Raw genomic sequence first — 16,201 nt, 5'->3', positions numbered from 1 at the left:
AATCTTAGTCCTTCGTCCTATCGATCCCATACTGCTGCAACTTCTCCCGCAGCGTCAGCCTCGACAATCCCAGCCACCGCGCCGCCTTCGCCTTGTTGCCATGCGATAACTCAATCGCCGCCCCCAAAAGCTCCTGCTCCATCAACCGCTGCATCTCCGCATAGGCCCCCTGAATCTCGCCATCCATCGCCTGCTGCAACACCTTGCGCGTCACCTCCGCAAACGACTCGCCCCCTCCCTGAAATACCGGCGCTGAAGACTCCGCCAGCAGCTCGCGCAGGTCATCCTCCATGATGGTGTATCCGCGCTTCTTCAGCAGCGCCTTGCGCAAAATATTCTGCAGCTGACGCACATTTCCCGGCCAGGGCTGACGCTCCAAATACTCCACCGCCTGCGTCGCAATCGACGCCTTGTCCTGACCAAAATCTTCCGCATAACGCGCCAGAAAATAATCCACCAACAGCGGCACATCCCCCGTCCGCTCCCGCAACGGCGGCAACGTGATCGTCGCCACATTCAGCCGGTAATACAAATCCTCACGGAACTCCCCCTTGCGAATCATCTCCTCCAAATTGCGATGCGTCGCCGCAATGAAGCGCACATCCACCGGGATGTCCTCACGTCCCCCCACCCGTTGAATCCGCCGCTCCTGCAACACCCGCAACAGCTTCGCCTGCAACGTCATGTCCATGTCCCCAATCTCATCCAAAAACAACGTCGCATGATGCGCCTGTTCGAATCGGCCAATCCGCGTCGACACCGCCCCCGTAAACGCCCCCTTCTCGTGACCAAACAACTCACTCTCCAGCAAATGCTCCGGAATCGCTGCACAGTTCACCGCAATGAACGGCTTGTGCGCCCGATGCCCATGCTGATACAACGCCCGCGCAATCAACTCCTTCCCCGTCCCCGTATCGCCCCGAATCAACACCGTCACCGGCGTCGACGCCATCTTCGCCAGCTCCCGATACACCCGCGCCATTGCCCGGCTCTTCCCGATCAGCGAATCCGACTCCTGCTTCACCTTGCCGATTTCCACCGGCTTCGCCATCTGCCGCGCCGCGCTCACCGCCTCATCCACCACACTGCGCAACTCCTCCACATCCAGCGGCTTCGGTAAAAAGTCATACGCCCCGCCCTTGATCGCCCGGATCGCCACATCCCCGTCCCGCATCCCCGTCGTCAGCACCACCGGCAAACGCGGTTTTCTCACATGCAACGCCGCAATCACCTGCAACCCCCCAACCCCCGGCAATCGATACTCGGTGATCACCGCATCAAAAGGCTCCTTCAACGCCATCTCCAAGCCCTCTTCTCCATCCTCAGCCACCTCCACCTCCGCCCCCACTTCACGCAACGCGTCAGCCGCGACCTTTGCATCATGTTCCGATGCATCAATGATCAAAATTCGTGCCTTCAATTTCATGGCCAAATCAGAAAACCGTCCAGAAAGCCAGCGCATGCCCCCGAAACGGTCAATCTGCCACCCTCGCCACTCCATCCCCACATGCAAGTGGTAAACCATTTACCACCTGGTGATCAGGCATTCACCGAAAACCGCCCTCTCACCACTTGCCCGAAAAAACCACAAAATTCGCAACCGACTCTCCATCAACGACATACAACGCCACGAACCCACTTGGCACGGCGCATGCCATATAGATAGGCGTTCACAAGCCGGTCAATCGACCGACCCTTTCAACTAAAAATCAAACATAACACTATCATGACCACCAACCTTCAATATCGCGGCACCTTCTTTAACGCCAACGAACTTCATACCGAAGCCCAACCCGTCAAACCACACGGCGGAACCTATCGTGGCGCCACTTTCGAGCATGCCGACCTCGTCCATCCCCTTCAGGGCAAAAAAGTCAAAATCGCCTATCGCGGCGCCCAAGGCGAAATCACCCTGTAATCCGAATCTCTTCAGAGAAACCCAATCAAGTTAATAAACAACCAAACCAAACCAAACAAGACCATGAAAAAAATCGAAGCCATCATCAAGCCCCATAAATTTGACGAAGTTCAAGAAGCCCTCCGCACCGCAGGTGTGCACGGCATGACCGTCACCGAAGTCAAAGGCTTTGGCCGTCAACGCGGACACACCGAAATCTACCGCGGCAGCGAATACACCGTCGACTTCCTTCCAAAAACCAAAATCGAAGTTCTCACCTCCGACGAGCAAGCCTCGTCCATCGTGGAAACCATCGTGAAGGCCGCCAGCACTGGCAAAGTCGGCGACGGCAAAATCTCCGTCTACAACGTCGAAGAAGTCGTCCGCATCCGCACCAGCGAACGCGGCGTCGAAGCCCTGTAACACAGGCTTCCAGCCTGTGCGTGTGACAGACATCCTGTCTGTCATCATTCAAAAAATCCCCAACTTCTTTCCCACTCCGAAAAACCCCAGACAACGGCACACGGTTCGCACCGCGTGCCGTTTGTTTTTGTCCCCAATCAAAACTCCTGTCCAAAATCCGCACCAAATGTGGTAACCTCTGTGCTACAACCCGTTGAAGCCCAGCCCAGCCCGCCATCCGCGACCACTCATGTCCGAAGCCGCCCCACCTGAACACTACGAAACCTTTGTCCGCCTCTTCGTCTCCCACGAAGGAAGGCTCCGTGGTTTCGTCCGCAGCCTCCTCAATAACTGGGATTCCGTCGACGAAGTCATGCAGGAAACCAGTCTCGTCGCCTGGCGCAAATTCGCCCAATTTGATCCCGATACGAACTTCATGGCCTGGGCCGCCGCCATCGCCCGCTTCGAATCCCTCAAACACCTGCGCCGCCAGTCGCGCGACAAACTCGTTTTCAACGACGACATCCTCGACCTGCTCGCCGAAGAAAGCCTCGAAGACACCGAGCACCTCGAACACCAGCGCGCCGCCCTCAGCACCTGCCTCGCCAAACTCGACACCCGCCAGAAGGACCTCCTGCAACTCGCCTACCAGCCCGGTGTCAAATTCCACGAAGTCGCCGCCCAAGCCGGCAAAAGCACCCAGGCCTTTTACAAGACCATCCAACGTCTCCGCGCCAGCCTGCTCAACTGCGCTGAACGCCAACTCAAACAATCCGGAGCCAGCGCCTGATCGACAAAATGAAGCGCGACATCCATAGCCTCATCCAGAGCTGGCTCAACGGCGACATCACCCCCGCCGATTTTGAGCAACTTCAGGACGAGCTCCTTCATTCCCCTGAAGCCCGCCAGCAGCTTCGCCACGAGATCAATCTCGACATGGTGCTTCGTGACCACGCCTGTTCCAGTCTCGACGCCAACCTGACCCCTTGGGTTCAAGAAAACCCACCGGCCCGCAATTCCAAATCCAACGCGAACCCCTTCCTCCGCTCCTGGGTTCCCTGGGCCGCCGCAGCCGGGATCGCCGCCCTGCTCACCGCCGGTGTGGTCATCCGCACTCAACGGAACTCCCTTCAAGCCAGCGCCAAGGTCGAAGAAACCAACCAGGGCGCCGCCATCCTCACCCGCGTTTCCAACGCCGTGTGGACCGACCAAACCCACAGTCCCCGCTCCGGCGACACCCTCGGCACCGGCACCTTCAAACTCGCCAGCGGCCTCGCCCAGATCGAGTTCTTCAGCGGCGCCACTCTCCTCGTTGACGGACCCGCCGAAGTCGAAATTCACTCTCCCTGGAAAGCCACCTGCCACTCCGGCAAAGTCCGCGCCCGCGTCCCGCCCCCAGCCCAGGGTTTCGTCATCAACACTCCCCAAATGGAGGTCGAAGATCTTGGCACTGAATTCGGCGTCGAAGTTAAACCCGCCGAGAGCAGCACTGAAGTCCACGTATTCGAAGGCGACGTCAATGCCACCCCGATTGGCAGCAAACTGGTCCATCTCAGCGAAGGCGAGGGCCTGCGTCGCTGCAACGCAGGAATCACCCCCCTCAAAGGTAACCGCTCCAAAGACTTCGTCTGCCTTGAGCGCATGGACGCCCTCACCCAAAATCGCGCCAAAACCAGATTCGCCGCTTGGAAAGAGTGGAAAAAACAATACTGCGAAGATCCCCGCCTGCTCGCCTATTACGCGTTCCAGCGCAGCTGCAACTGGGAACGCGCGGCCGACAATGACGCCCCCAAAGTCGCCTCCTTCTGCACCGGGGGCATCGTCGGGGCCCGCTGGACCCAAGGCCGCTGGCCTGAAAAGGACGCCCTCGAATTTAAGCGTCCCGGCGATCGCGTCCGTATCCGTCTCTCCGGCGAATATGAAGGCCTCACTTTCGCCTGCTGGCTGAAAGTCGACGGCCTCGATCGCAAATACAACGCGCTCCTGCTCACCGATGGTTATGAACACGGCGAACCCCACTGGCAGATCCTTGAAGACGGACGCGTCATGTTCTCCATTGCCTCCCCGCCCACTTCCGACGGACAAACCCCCGAAGCCCAGGCTTACTACAGCCCCATCGTCTTCACCCACTCCAACCTTGGCCGCTGGCATCACCTCGCCGTCACCTACAACGCCATCAGCGGCGAAACCACCCATTACTTCGACGGACGCCAGGTCAGTCGAGAGCTCCCTCCTCAACAACCCCCCGGCTGCACCGTGGTTTACGGACCCTGTGAAATCGGCAACTGGGGCCTCCCCGCCGCCGGTCACGAATTCCCCATCCGCAATCTCAACGGCTGTATCGACGAATTCGTCATCTACAAAAATCCCCTCAACAACGTTGAGCTGCAGGCCATGTATCAAGCCGGTCGTCAGGATTGACCGCCCCTGTCCCGCTCATTATATTGCGGTGTGAAGATCCTCGACTGCATTCATGCACTCAAAGCCCTCGGAGAAGAAAACCGCATGCGCATCGTCCGCATGCTCATGAGCCAGCAACGCAGCGTCAACGAGATCGCCGAATCCCTCGACATCAGCCAATACAACGTTTCCAAACACCTCCGCATCCTGCGTGAAGCCGGTCTTTTGGAAACCACCAAAAACGGCCAGCAACGCCTCTATTCCCTCACTCCCGATTTGGTCAGTCACCTCGCCGACAACAACAACATCCTCGACCTCGGCTGCTGCACCTTCCACTTCGACAAACTCCCCGGCTAATCAAAACGTAGCAGCCGACGTAAGGAGGCTCATTTCCTTGGAACTGCTAGGCTCCGGCCTGTCCACAATCTGCAATCACCCAAATACCCAACTCCCTCATCGAATCCCAAGCCAGCGCTTCAATCCATTCTCCACCTTCTCCAACGTCGTCGCATCGCAAGCAGCCAATCGACGAACCAAAACCACATCTGGAACCGTTCCAATCGATTGCACGTCAAATGCGCCAGGCAAAAATCTCGGTGCCACATGCTCCACTTCATATTCGGTGCCACGCAAACTAGTGGTGCGAATCACGTAGCTGATCAGTGCCCGTTCCTGTTCTTTGTAACTGACACTAAGAACCAGCACTGGGCGAACTTTCTGAATCATGCCCAGATCCACCAGCCAGATTTCGCCTCGACTCGCGGTCAATCTTCCCACTGCTGCCCTTCCCCCTCTTCCTCATCGTAAAGCGCAAAAACACTCGAAGACGCCGTCATCATCCCGGCATAACCATCAAACCACTCACGTAATTCTGCCACCTGTTCGCGAGGCAATTGTTCGATGGCTTTTTCAATCTCAAGAACGGTTCCCATGGCGGAAAAAGTAATGCATCGCAATGAAATTGTCGAGTCTCGCCTGCCACTTACAAGTCTGAGTATTGATTGCAAATGCAATTCCTTTGTGGAAAGGTTTTCTCAGACGTAACCTTTTGCCACCACCATGCGCGGCTCCCCACCCATCCACCTGCTCATCTTCAGCCTCGCGTTTGCCCTGCTCGCCTTTCCATTGTCGCGCCTGACCTTCGGCAGAAAAGACATCACATTGCCCCGGCCGGTGGAGGCCCCTTCCATCGGTCCGAAGACCACCAACACCCACCTCCGGCTGCGCTTCTCCCATCCTCCGCAATCGCTCACCATCCGCCCTCTCTCTGCCGGCGAATCCACCGAACTCATCAAGCTCAGTCCCGACACCCTTTCCCCTTTCGAAGAAACCGTCGCACTCAATCTCGACGACCACACCATCGAACTCTCCATCGAAGCCACCTGGCCTGATCAAACTCCCGACGCCGCCATCACCCTCGACCTCGAACCCGACGGCCTCGATCTCCAAAGCAAGACCGTGTGGAGCACCGACCAATCCCTGAGCGAAATCCTCACCTTCCAGTGGCGTCCATGACCAAAATTTCCCAGCCTCAGCCCCAGCCCCACGTCCATGCCGACGGCCACGTCTGCTGGGGTCACAGCACCCACAGCCACGCCCATCACCAGCTCCAGGTTCAAAACCTTAGCGTCAACTACCGCGAAATCCGCGCCCTGGAAAACATCAGCTTCTCCACCGAATGCAGCCGCTCGCTCGCCCTCATTGGCCCCAACGGCGCCGGTAAAAGCACCTTGCTGAAAGCCCTCGCCGGACTGCTTCCGACCGCAAAAGGTCGCATTAACTGGCGCGGCAAACCCCTCACCCGCAGCAGTCACGAACTCGCCTATCTCCCTCAACGCGGCGACATCGACTGGAACTTCCCGATCACCGTTCGCGGCCTTGTTGAAATGGGCCGCTACCCCAACCTCGGCTGGTGGAAAAAATACTCCAAACACGATGTCGAAATCGTCGAACGCGCCCTCGCTTCCATGAACCTCCTCGACCTGCAGGAGCGCCAGATCAGCGCCCTCAGCGGCGGACAACAGCAGCGCGCCTTCATCGCCCGCGCCCTCGCCCAGGAGGCCCACGTGCTGCTCCTCGACGAACCCTTCACCGGACTCGACAAACCCGCGCAGGAAACCCTCACCCAGCTGTTCCGCGAACTCACCAGCGAAGGCCGACTCCTCATTGCCAGTCATCACGACCTGCAAACCGTTCCCGCCATCTTCGACGAAGTCCTTCTCCTCAAACGCCACCAAATCACCTTCGGCCCTACCAAGGAAGTCTTTACTCCAGAGAACATCGAAGCCTCCTATCAATTCTGAGCCTCAGCAGTTTTAGCCTTTCGCCTTTATCCCTTATCCTTTCATTGTGTCCACCTTTATCGAATACATGGCCGAACCCACCGCGCAGCGCGCCCTGCTCGCCTGTGGCCTGTTCGGTTTCGCCAACGGTTTCACCAGCGCCTTTGTCGTGCTGCGCAAATCCGCCCTTCGCGTCGGCACCCTTTCCCACGGCCTACTTCCCGGCATCGCTCTCGCCGTCCTCATCTTTGGCCTCACTGCGTGGAGCGCCCTCGCTGGTGCCGTGTTCGCCGCCATGATCATCGGACTCGGCTCCGTCTTCCTCTCCCAAACCTCACGCATCGATCAGGACAGCGCCCTCTGCATCCTCTACACCACCGGCTTTGCTGGCGGCTACATCATTCTTACCAAACTCAACGTCCGCCAGAAACTCGACGAATGGTTGTTCGGCAGCATCATGGGCATGCGCGACACCGACCTGTGGATCGCCTTCGGCATCAGCGTCGTTGCCGTGCTCACCCTCATCGCCCTCCAGCGTCCCCTGCTCATCTACCTGTTCGAAGCCAACGTCGCCGCCTCCCTCGGCGTTCCCGTGCGATTCCTCAATTACGTCACCTTCGGCATCGTCATCCTCGTCCTCGTTTCCTCACTTCAAGCCGTTGGCTGCATCCTCAGCGTCGGACTCCTCATCACCCCCGCCTCCACCATTTATTTATTCACCAACGACGCCCGCACCCTCTTTGTCGGCGGCGGCATCATCGGCATGATCGGCTCCATCATCGCCTTTTTCCTGTGCTTCCCGCTCGGCTGGCACATCAGCAGCACCATCATTCTCGTCCTCGGCACCTTCTTTATCCTCGCCTACATCTTCAGCCCCAAATACGGACTCTTCGCCAAGCGCATCAAACCCGCCGCCGGTTGATTTCAACTTGAATTCCCCAGCCAGTGTCGGCCCTTCCGCGATTTCACTCCATCTCGGAATAAAACCCACGCGCCATTCACGCCTGCCACGATGATCCAGTATCATCCCAGCCACCCCCATGCCACGACGTTTCGCGACCAAAAGTCACAGTGCCTTTATCGGCTTTCTCACGGTTGTCCTGATCGTGACGGTGCTCTATCTCGGCAAAAATTTCATCATGCCGCTCGCCTTGGCCGCCCTGCTGGCCTTCATGCTCGGACCGCTCGTGCGGCTCCTCTGCCATTGGAATCTTCCGCGCACCCTCGCCGTCGTCATCGTCACGGTGTTCACCTTCAGTGCCCTCGCTTTTGTCGGTTGGTTGCTCGGTCAGCAAGCCGCGATGCTCGCTGAAGAACTGCCCAATTATCAACAAAACATCAACAAACGCATCGCCTCCATTCAAAACTTTGGCGAGCAGGGCTTCATCCAAAAGATGCGCCAGTTCGGCGAATCCCTCAGCAGCGACGTCCTCGGCAGCGCCCCCGCTCCTGCAAATCCCGACCAACCCGCCCCGCCACAGCCACAAGGCGAAGGCCTCGCCTCCAAAGCGCTCAACACCATGCTCAGCGGACTTGCCAATGGACTCGGCACCGCCAGCGTCATCATCCTCATCGTCATCTTCCTGCTCCTCCGCCAGGAGGACACCTCGCAACGCATCGTCCGCCTCGCCGGCTTCAGTCGGCTCACCACCACCACCCGTGCACTTGACGAGGTCGGAGACCGCGTCAGCCACTACCTGCTCATGCAGGGCACCATCAACGGACTCTACGGACTCATGCTCTCCGGTGCGCTTGCCCTCGTCGGCCTTCCCTACGTCATCCTCTGGGGCGTGCTCGCCGCCATTTTCCGCTACATCCCCTACATCGGACCCATCATCGTCGCGGTCCTTCCAGTCGGATTCAGCCTCGCCTACTTCGATGGCTGGACCCAACCGCTCATTGTCATCGGCGTCATCATGGCCCTTGAGCTGTGCACCAACATGATCCTTGAACCGGTTCTCTACGGTAAAAGCACCGGGGTGTCCGATCTCGCCATCATCATCGCCATCACCTTCTGGACCTGGCTCTGGGGCGGCATCGGCCTCGTCCTCGCCACCCCGCTGACCGTGGTCCTTGTCGTCTTCGCGAAATACATCCCCTCCCTTCAGTGGATCGACATCCTCATGGGCGACAAACCCAAACCGCAGCCCCACCTCAGCTATTATCAGCAGCTCATCTCCGACGACCACGAAATCACCCACAGCACCATCGAAGAATCCATCGAAGACAAGGGCCTGCCTGAGACCATGGAATCCATCGTGCTCCCCGCGCTCTCGCTCACCCGTCGCGAAACTCTGCTCGGCAAACTGACCCACGAAGAACAGACCGAAGTTCACGACAAACTCGAGCGCACGCTGAAACTGATCGAAGCCGAGAACGAAGCTACTAATGCCGCCACCAACATTACGGTCAGCGAAACCACGCCCTCCCATCCCGTCACCATCTTTGCCCGCGCCCTCCACGGTTCAGACGACGCGCTCGCCCTGCGATCCCTCGCCATTCTGTTGCCTTCGACCATTGAGCTCGAAATCAGTCAGGAACCCCACCTTATCGGCGAACTCATTCACCGCATCGAAACTCACAAGCCTGACCTCATCTGCATCAGCGCCATGCCTCCCGATGCCTCCGCTTCCGCCATCATCCTCTGCCGCCGCTTTCGCAACCGGTTGCCCAATTTGAAAATCCTCGTGTGCCGCTGGGCGCTGCCTGACGACGAACTCGACGATCGCGCCATCCGCGAAGCTGGTGCCACCTGGGTAGCCACCTCTGTCAGCAAAGCCGCCGAAATCATCCAGCGCTTTGCCGAAGGCTAGCGGCTGGGCAACCAACTTCAGTCAACTCAAGGCACGCGGAACACCCGACCCGTAGTCGGATCTCTCGCCAGCGATCCACTCGCCATCCCCGCCACATCCAATTCATTGAAAGGCGAATACGGGCTCTTCACCCGGTCGGGATTCTTCGTTCTCGTGCCTGTCAAAATCTCTTTCTTCTCCTGAGCCGGTGGCTGGGCAAGCTTCGGCGGCGGGCTCGGCGGAGTCACCGTGGACCGCTCAGGCGGCACCGAAGGCTGAACGCCACGACGGGGCTCATTGTCGTCACGAACATCCTCTTCATCGTAGTATTCCTCATCCCGCTCCACTCGATTCCGCCGCGCATACCGGTCTTCATAGCGATCTTTGCGCGCCCTCCCATACCGCTCTTCCCGATACCCCCGCTCCGTCTCCAGATCCAAATCATCCCGGTTCCAATACTGCTGTCGATAGGGGGGCCTCGGCCTGATCGGCTCACGAACCTCCTCGACATAGTAGTTTCGACGCGGCCGCGAACCATAATAAACCTCGGGAGGCACATAAACGCAGCTTCCGGCAACAACCGCAAAAACTCCCGCCATCAAAAATCTTACTGGTGAACCCATGTGCATCGCTTTGACCTCAATACTCTTCAGAACATTCAATCCTTCTCGCAAAGAACCTCATCAATGCCACACATCCCCAGGTTTTCTTTCGAAATCATCCGGCCTCATGCAGAAAAATCCTCCGTCGAAGTCGGCTTGCCAAACCCTCATGCTGGTGAATGCTGCTTCACCCCAAATCCCCCATCCCCATCAATCCACTCCCACCCACCTCCTCCACACAATCCCCATGTCGACCCTCATCCAGTCCCTGCAAGCCAAATGGTTCGGCCTCACCTCCAATCTCTGCTTTGACAACGGCCTCTTCATCGTCCTGCAACGCCTTTTCTGCCGCCAGCTCTCCCTGCTCACCTTCAAAAAAAATCAGCTCACCTTCATCGTCGACTACAGCGCCGACGATCACAACGGCATCCGCTACTGCCTCAGCGCTGACATGTATTCCCGATACTACCGCCACATGGACCGGTCGCAGCCACTGCGCGTTCTCGATCTCGGTGCCAACACCGGCGGATTTGTCCTCTCCCTCGTCGACGCCGGATTCCGCATTGAAAAAGCCGTCAGCGTCGAGATGAATCCCAGCGCCTTCAACCGGTTGAAGTTCAATCTCGACCACAACGAACTCACCACCATCACCCCCCTCAACGCCGCCGCCACCTCCACCATCGGCACCGTTCAAATCGAAGCCATCAAAGGCAACACCGGACAATCCATCTACCATCAGTCCACCCAAAACACCCTCACCATCCCAACCACCACCATCGACCACCTCGTCGCCTCACACTTTCCCGAATCAAATCCTGCCGCGATCACGCCCGACCTCGACCTCATCAAAATCGACATCGAAGGTGCCGAATACGAAATCCTCTTTTCCGAAAGCTGCCAGTCGGTCCGTCGTTTCAAACATATCTTGATTGAAATTCATCCCCACAAGGAATTCCCCACCGAAAAACTCATCGCCGCCCTGCAAAAATTCGGTTTCAAAAACACCACCGACGCCAACACCCGCGACGCCGACGTCTATTATTTCCAGCAATAGGTTCATCCTGTTTCAGTAACGGTTCCATCATTCATTTTAGCCATCGAGTTGTCCCATGCTATTTATCCCCTTACATCTCGTCGTCCTCGCCTTCATCATCTTCCTTCTGGCACGTCATGATGCCGATTTGGAATGGCCAAAACTCGCCCTCGTCTTCGCACCTTTGATCATCATCATGAGTTTTGTCTCAGCGTTCCTGGGAGTGTTGTCGTTGCCCATCTATTTCGTATTGGTTTCATTTGCATTGCACCAGTGGTTTTATGTTGGATGGGGCAAGGCTTCTTTGATCAGTTTTTTGTTTCTCATCTATCTCATTGCTTACTCCTTTTTGATGATGAGCATCACCCGCCCCTCCCAAACCGCATCCCATCTGCTTCACACCTCATCGTCCCTCATCGTCTGACCTGACTTCATCCCATCATGTCCACCACCATTATTCCCTGCCTTGCCTATCGCAACGCCGCGCAAGCCATTGAGTGGCTCTGCGACATCTTCGGCTTTGAAAAACACGCCGTTTATCCCAATGAAGACGGCTCCATTGCCCATGCCGAACTCAAGCTCGGCAACAGCATGATCATGTTGGGTGATATCAATGACGGACCTTTTGGCCGCTACATCACGCAACCTGCCGACATCAACGGGAAGGAAACTCAATGTTGTTATCTCGTCGTCTCCGATGCCGATCTGATTCACGAAAAAGTCATCGCCAGCGGCTGCGAAATCCTCATTCCCATCAAAGACGAATCTTACGGCGGACGCGGTTTCACCTGTCGCGATTTGGAGGGCCACATCTGGTCCCTCGGCACCTACAACCCTTGGACATCCAAGTCCTAAATCGTCCTCGTCCTCGTTCTCCTACTCGTCCTCGACACCAAGCGCCAAAAAAACACCCGAGCACCCACGCGTCCTCCTACCTCCTCCACTACTCCCCTCAACTCCCCCCTTTTCGAGGACGAGTTCGAGTTCGAGTAGGAGGACGAGGACGATCTCGCCGAAACCTGCTTTATCCTTTCGCCTTCATCCTTTATCCTTTCGACCATGCCCTTCCGACTCCTCCTCGCTTTTCTCCTTCTCCCAACCCTCCTTCCCGCCCTCGAACTCCACGTCGCCCCCACCGGCAACGACAGCGCCCCCGGCACCCGCGAAGCCCCCCTCGCTACGCTCACCGTAGCACGCGACAAAATCCGCCAGCATCGCAAAGACACCCCCCTTACTAAACCCATCACCGTCTGGCTCCATCACGGCACTTACGAAACCTCCACCACCCTCACCCTCGAAGCCCAAGACTCCGGCACCGCCGAATTTCCCATCACCTACCGCGCCGTCGAAAACGCCAGCCCTATCTTCATCGGCGCCCCCAAAGTCGACTTCAAAACCTTCACTCCTCACCAGGGCGAAATCCTCAAAGCCGACGTCAGCGCCCTTGGCCTCAAGGACATCACCATCCGACAGCTCCTCCACAACGGTCAGCGCCAAACCCTCGCCCGCTACCCCAATCGCGACGCCGCCGATCCCCTCTATCGCGGCTGGGCCTTCATCCCCGAACTCCCTGATCCCCTTCCCGAAAATCACCAGTGGAAACTCGAAACCTACCTCGCCCCCGCTGACATCCGTCAATGGGCCCACCCCGAAGACGTCGAAATCGACATCTACGCCCAATACGGCTGGTGGAACTGGGTCATGTCCGTCAAATCCCTCGACTCCAAAACCCGCAAACTTACCCTCGCCAAACCCTGCGGCTACGACCTCCACCCCCACAACCGCTACTACTTCCAAAACGCCCTCGAAGAACTCGACGCCCCCGGTGAATGGTTCCTCGATAAACGCACCCAAACCCTCTACTACTGGCCCGAAAAACCTCTCGGCCACGGCGACGAGATCCGCATCCCCAAACTCACCCACTTCGTCAAAATCGCCAGCGGCACCCAGCACATCACTCTCCGCGGCCTCCACCTCACTGGCAGCAATGGCACCGCGATTGTCGTCGAAAACGCTCAAAACATCACCATCGCTGGCAACAACATCCACCACAGCGGAAACTTCACCGGCGGCGGCATCTCCCTGCACGGCGGCAAAAACAACCTCGCCACCGGCAACCACCTCTCCCACCTCGGCGCCTCCGGCATCAGCCTCGGCGGCGGCGACCGCATTACCCTCAGCCCCGCCAACAACATCGCCGACAACAATCACATCCACCACATCGGCATCTTCAACAAAAACGCCCCCGGCATCAGCCTCTACGGCGTCGGCAACAAGGTCACCCACAATCTCATCCACCACACCCCGCGCATGGCCGTCCAGTTCAGCGGCAACAACCTCACCATCGACTACAACCACCTGCATCACACCGTCCAGGAAACCCAGGACGGCGGTGCCGTCTACACCGGCGGACGCGACTGGATCTCCTCCCGCGGCACCTCCCTCCGCTACAACCTCATCCATGACACCATCGGCGTCGGCCAGGGCAAGGACGGCCTCCACTGGCCCCACTTCACCTGGGGCATCTACATGGACGACAACGCCGCCGGACTCGACATCATCGGCAACATCGTCGCCCGCTCCGCCCGCGCCTCCCTTCACCTCCACAACGGCCGCGACCACCTCATCGAAAACAACCTCTTCGTCGACGGCGGCGAACGCCAGATTGAATTCAACGGCTGGAACAAAGACCACCGCTTCTTCGACAACCACTACAAAACCATGCTCGCCGGCTGGGACTCCATCAAAGACCGCCCCGAATGGAAATCCATGCGCAACATCGAACTCGACCCGCGCAACGCCCTGCGCGAAGACGGCACCATCATGAGCGGCAACATCTTCCGCCGCAACATCATCGCCTGGAACGAACCCACCCTCCGTTACCTCGACCTCCGTCACTGCACCCCCAAACACAACACCGTCGAATCCAACCTCGTCTGGAACAGCGGCCACACCATCCTCACCGGTGTCAACAAAACCGGACCCGACATCGGCCCTGACATCCTCAACACGCAACAACTGCTCACCGACACCCCACCCGGCAAAACCCCGAAAGGCTGGGGCTGGAACCATAAACCCCTCCCCGAACTCCAAATCACCGCCACCGATGGCATCATCACCGTCCCCGCCGCCACCGGACCCGACCCCAAAAACGCCAAATCCGTCATCCACCTCCCCACCCAGCCCTTCAAACCCGGCACCTCCTACCGCGCCCGCCTCAAAGTCAGATCCACCGAACCCACCACCACCATTGGATTCCACTACGGCAGCTACGCCAGCCCCGGCGGCTACTGGTCCACCGGCGAACAAAAATTTACCGCCACCCCCGAATGGCAGGACATCGAAATCTCCGGCAACCTCCCCGCCGAAAACACCCCGGCCTATAAATCCTGGATGAAAACCTTCTGGTTGCGTTTGGACATCCACGCCGAAAAAGGCCAGATCCAAATGAAGGACATCACCCTCAAACAAGCCGCCCCGGCCAGCAACTGGGAGGCCTGGCAATCCGAAGGCTGGGACAAAAACTCCCACGTCGCAGACCCACGCCTCGTCTCCAAAGACTCCGACGACTTCCGCCTCAACCCTGACTCCCCTGCACCCAAACTCATCAACTTCGAGCCCGTCCCCATCGAAAAAATCGGACTCTACCCCTCCGAATTCCGCGCCAACTGATCCAATCGTCTCACCGCCGAAGAATCAATACATCGTCCGCCGACACATTGACCCTGATCTCTTCAATCCCCGGATCATAGACCTCGCGAGGATTCATCTCCGCAAACCTCAGCAGATGTCCATCGCGAGTTGAAAGTTCATACTGCACCTGCTCGCCCAGATAAGTCCGCTCGAGCAGATTCCCAAAAAATCGGTTCGGTGAGTCCGGCAGATCATAAAACGAAATGGCCTCCGGTCGGATGCTCAACGTTACCGGCTGACCCGCCACCGGCTCCAGCGTCTCCGTCGCCCTGCCACGCAACAGCCCGCTCGCCGTCTCTACATCCCAATATCCCGACCGGTAACTTGCCTGCTTCACCGTGCCATCAATCAAGTTCGTCTCGCCGATAAACTCCGCCACCATCTTGTTCACCGGCTGCCGATACACCTGCATCGGCGTGCCCACCTGCGCCACCTTGCCACCGTCCATCACCGCCATCCGGTCCGCCATGCTCAATGCCTCCTTCTGGTCGTGCGTCACATAAATTCCCGTCAGCCCAAACTCCTTGCAAATCCGACGGATCTCCGACCTCATTTCAATCCGCAACCGCGCGTCCAGATTCGACAACGGCTCATCCAGCATGAACACACTCGGCCTTACCACCAACGCCCGCGCCAGCGCCACCCGCTGCTGCTGACCTCCGCTCAACGCCTGAATCCGCCGCTCCCCTAGTCCGTCCATCTTCACCAGCTTCAACGCCTCCGCCACCCGCTGCGTGATCTCCGCCCTGGGCAGTTTCCTCTCCTCCAGACCAAACCCCACGTTTTGCGACACCGTCAAATGCGGCCACAACGCATAACTCTGAAACATCATCGCCGCCCCGCGCTGATGCGGTGGCACTTTGCTTACATCCCGGCCATCAAACAAAATCTGCCCCTTGTCCGGCGTGTAAAATCCCGCGATATGACGCAGCAAAGTCGTCTTGCCGCATCCACTGGGACCCAGCAGAAAAAACAACTCCCCCCGCTCAACTTCCAGGCTCACGTCGTTCAACGCAAGATGCCCGGTAAACATCTTGCTGACATGGCGGATCGAAATGGAAACCATGGGGGCTGACCCTTACCTATGAATTTGAACACAG

Annotated in this window: 18 protein-coding genes; 13 read left to right on the top strand and 5 right to left on the bottom strand. The window is 58.1% G+C overall.

Going from position 1 to position 16,201, the window contains the following annotated elements; genetic code table 11:
• Positions 1–4 precede the first annotated feature (4 nt).
• Complete coding sequence (locus FEM03_RS06975) at positions 5–1,426, bottom strand: sigma-54-dependent transcriptional regulator (RefSeq protein ID WP_166442689.1); 1,422 nt, start codon at positions 1,424–1,426, stop codon at positions 5–7.
• 300 nt (positions 1,427–1,726) lie between these two features.
• On the opposite strand from FEM03_RS06975, the gene FEM03_RS06970 reads away from it, so the two are divergent.
• From FEM03_RS06970 to FEM03_RS06950, 5 genes are all read left to right on the top strand, one after another.
• A complete protein-coding gene (locus FEM03_RS06970) occupies positions 1,727–1,918 on the top strand; it encodes a DUF4278 domain-containing protein (RefSeq protein WP_138085484.1) in 192 nt (63 codons plus the stop codon).
• 63 nt (positions 1,919–1,981) lie between these two features.
• Positions 1,982–2,320 (top strand): P-II family nitrogen regulator, encoded by a 339-nt coding sequence (locus tag FEM03_RS06965; RefSeq protein ID WP_138085483.1) that lies wholly within the window; start codon positions 1,982–1,984, stop codon positions 2,318–2,320.
• Between the two features lie 229 nt (positions 2,321–2,549).
• Positions 2,550–3,089: a sigma-70 family RNA polymerase sigma factor gene (locus FEM03_RS06960; RefSeq protein WP_138085482.1), complete on the top strand. Its 540-nt coding sequence runs from the start codon at positions 2,550–2,552 to the stop codon at positions 3,087–3,089.
• An 8-nt stretch (positions 3,090–3,097) separates the two neighbouring features.
• Positions 3,098–4,720 (top strand): LamG-like jellyroll fold domain-containing protein, encoded by a 1,623-nt coding sequence (locus FEM03_RS06955; protein ID WP_138085481.1) that lies wholly within the window; start codon positions 3,098–3,100, stop codon positions 4,718–4,720.
• 30 nt (positions 4,721–4,750) lie between these two features.
• The gene (locus tag FEM03_RS06950; protein WP_138085480.1) at positions 4,751–5,056 is read left to right on the top strand and encodes an ArsR/SmtB family transcription factor; all 306 of its coding nucleotides are present in this window, start codon (positions 4,751–4,753) and stop codon (positions 5,054–5,056) included.
• A 96-nt stretch (positions 5,057–5,152) separates the two neighbouring features.
• Here the strand turns inward: FEM03_RS06950 and FEM03_RS06945 are convergent, their stop codons facing one another.
• Together FEM03_RS06945 and FEM03_RS24330 are read right to left on the bottom strand one after the other, a co-directional pair.
• Positions 5,153–5,467 carry a type II toxin-antitoxin system PemK/MazF family toxin gene (locus FEM03_RS06945; protein WP_206170907.1) on the bottom strand — a complete coding sequence of 105 codons (315 nt, stop codon included), beginning with the start codon at positions 5,465–5,467 and terminating at the stop codon, positions 5,153–5,155.
• Positions 5,464–5,631, bottom strand: a complete 168-nt coding sequence (locus FEM03_RS24330; RefSeq protein ID WP_166442688.1) for a hypothetical protein — start codon at positions 5,629–5,631, stop codon at positions 5,464–5,466. The genes FEM03_RS06945 and FEM03_RS24330 overlap by 4 nt, the downstream gene beginning before the upstream one ends.
• A gap of 127 nt (positions 5,632–5,758) precedes the next feature.
• Here FEM03_RS24330 and FEM03_RS06940 point away from each other — a divergent pair, with 127 nt between their 5' ends.
• The 4 genes from FEM03_RS06940 to FEM03_RS06925 all read left to right on the top strand — a co-directional run bounded on the left by FEM03_RS06940 (position 5,759) and on the right by FEM03_RS06925 (position 9,794).
• A complete protein-coding gene (locus tag FEM03_RS06940) occupies positions 5,759–6,214 on the top strand; it encodes a hypothetical protein (protein ID WP_138085478.1) in 456 nt (151 codons plus the stop codon).
• Positions 6,211–7,002, top strand: coding sequence for a metal ABC transporter ATP-binding protein (locus tag FEM03_RS06935; RefSeq protein ID WP_138085477.1), 792 nt, complete (start codon positions 6,211–6,213; stop codon positions 7,000–7,002). Before FEM03_RS06940 ends, FEM03_RS06935 begins: the two co-directional genes overlap by 4 nt.
• Before the next feature lie 46 nt (positions 7,003–7,048).
• The gene (locus tag FEM03_RS06930; protein WP_138085476.1) at positions 7,049–7,903 is read left to right on the top strand and encodes a metal ABC transporter permease; all 855 of its coding nucleotides are present in this window, start codon (positions 7,049–7,051) and stop codon (positions 7,901–7,903) included.
• A gap of 118 nt (positions 7,904–8,021) precedes the next feature.
• Positions 8,022–9,794 (top strand): AI-2E family transporter, encoded by a 1,773-nt coding sequence (locus FEM03_RS06925; protein WP_138085475.1) that lies wholly within the window; start codon positions 8,022–8,024, stop codon positions 9,792–9,794.
• A 26-nt stretch (positions 9,795–9,820) separates the two neighbouring features.
• On the opposite strand, the gene FEM03_RS06920 is transcribed toward FEM03_RS06925, so the two are convergent.
• A complete protein-coding gene (locus FEM03_RS06920) occupies positions 9,821–10,372 on the bottom strand; it encodes a hypothetical protein (RefSeq protein ID WP_138085474.1) in 552 nt (183 codons plus the stop codon).
• Between the two features lie 130 nt (positions 10,373–10,502).
• On the opposite strand from FEM03_RS06920, the gene FEM03_RS06915 reads away from it, so the two are divergent.
• The 4 genes from FEM03_RS06915 to FEM03_RS06900 all read left to right on the top strand — a co-directional run bounded on the left by FEM03_RS06915 (position 10,503) and on the right by FEM03_RS06900 (position 15,080).
• Positions 10,503–11,429, top strand: coding sequence for an FkbM family methyltransferase (locus tag FEM03_RS06915; protein WP_166442687.1), 927 nt, complete (start codon positions 10,503–10,505; stop codon positions 11,427–11,429).
• A gap of 55 nt (positions 11,430–11,484) precedes the next feature.
• A complete protein-coding gene (locus FEM03_RS06910) occupies positions 11,485–11,832 on the top strand; it encodes a hypothetical protein (protein ID WP_138085472.1) in 348 nt (115 codons plus the stop codon).
• A 17-nt stretch (positions 11,833–11,849) separates the two neighbouring features.
• Positions 11,850–12,263, top strand: a complete 414-nt coding sequence (locus FEM03_RS06905; protein WP_138085471.1) for a VOC family protein — start codon at positions 11,850–11,852, stop codon at positions 12,261–12,263.
• Positions 12,264–12,467: 204 nt separating this feature from the next.
• Positions 12,468–15,080 carry a right-handed parallel beta-helix repeat-containing protein gene (locus tag FEM03_RS06900; protein WP_138085470.1) on the top strand — a complete coding sequence of 871 codons (2,613 nt, stop codon included), beginning with the start codon at positions 12,468–12,470 and terminating at the stop codon, positions 15,078–15,080.
• Positions 15,081–15,090: 10 nt separating this feature from the next.
• Here FEM03_RS06900 and FEM03_RS06895 read toward each other — a convergent pair whose 3' ends face one another.
• Positions 15,091–16,167 (bottom strand): ABC transporter ATP-binding protein, encoded by a 1,077-nt coding sequence (locus tag FEM03_RS06895; protein ID WP_138085469.1) that lies wholly within the window; start codon positions 16,165–16,167, stop codon positions 15,091–15,093.
• Between the last annotated feature and the right edge of the window lie 34 nt (positions 16,168–16,201).

Origin of the sequence: Phragmitibacter flavus (genome assembly GCF_005780165.1) — a bacterium.
Classification (GTDB): Bacteria; Verrucomicrobiota; Verrucomicrobiia; order Verrucomicrobiales; family Verrucomicrobiaceae; genus Phragmitibacter; species Phragmitibacter flavus.
This window is presented reverse-complemented; position numbering and strand designations above follow the sequence as displayed.

Excerpts from the sequence above, each read along its gene's own strand:
- FEM03_RS06975 (WP_166442689.1), bottom strand. The coding sequence starts at position 1,426 with ATGAAATTGAAGGCACGAATTTTGATCATTGATGCATCGGAACATGAT.
- FEM03_RS06970 (WP_138085484.1), top strand. The coding sequence starts at position 1,727 with ATGACCACCAACCTTCAATATCGCGGCACCTTCTTTAACGCCAACGAA.
- FEM03_RS06965 (WP_138085483.1), top strand. The coding sequence starts at position 1,982 with ATGAAAAAAATCGAAGCCATCATCAAGCCCCATAAATTTGACGAAGTT.
- FEM03_RS06960 (WP_138085482.1), top strand. The coding sequence starts at position 2,550 with ATGTCCGAAGCCGCCCCACCTGAACACTACGAAACCTTTGTCCGCCTC.
- FEM03_RS06955 (WP_138085481.1), top strand. The coding sequence starts at position 3,098 with ATGAAGCGCGACATCCATAGCCTCATCCAGAGCTGGCTCAACGGCGAC.
- FEM03_RS24330 (WP_166442688.1), bottom strand. The coding sequence starts at position 5,631 with ATGGGAACCGTTCTTGAGATTGAAAAAGCCATCGAACAATTGCCTCGC.
- FEM03_RS06940 (WP_138085478.1), top strand. The coding sequence starts at position 5,759 with ATGCGCGGCTCCCCACCCATCCACCTGCTCATCTTCAGCCTCGCGTTT.
- FEM03_RS06935 (WP_138085477.1), top strand. The coding sequence starts at position 6,211 with ATGACCAAAATTTCCCAGCCTCAGCCCCAGCCCCACGTCCATGCCGAC.
- FEM03_RS06925 (WP_138085475.1), top strand. The coding sequence starts at position 8,022 with ATGCCACGACGTTTCGCGACCAAAAGTCACAGTGCCTTTATCGGCTTT.
- FEM03_RS06920 (WP_138085474.1), bottom strand. The coding sequence starts at position 10,372 with ATGGCGGGAGTTTTTGCGGTTGTTGCCGGAAGCTGCGTTTATGTGCCT.
- FEM03_RS06915 (WP_166442687.1), top strand. The coding sequence starts at position 10,503 with ATGCAGAAAAATCCTCCGTCGAAGTCGGCTTGCCAAACCCTCATGCTG.
- FEM03_RS06910 (WP_138085472.1), top strand. The coding sequence starts at position 11,485 with ATGCTATTTATCCCCTTACATCTCGTCGTCCTCGCCTTCATCATCTTC.
- FEM03_RS06905 (WP_138085471.1), top strand. The coding sequence starts at position 11,850 with ATGTCCACCACCATTATTCCCTGCCTTGCCTATCGCAACGCCGCGCAA.
- FEM03_RS06900 (WP_138085470.1), top strand. The coding sequence starts at position 12,468 with ATGCCCTTCCGACTCCTCCTCGCTTTTCTCCTTCTCCCAACCCTCCTT.
- FEM03_RS06895 (WP_138085469.1), bottom strand. The coding sequence starts at position 16,167 with ATGGTTTCCATTTCGATCCGCCATGTCAGCAAGATGTTTACCGGGCAT.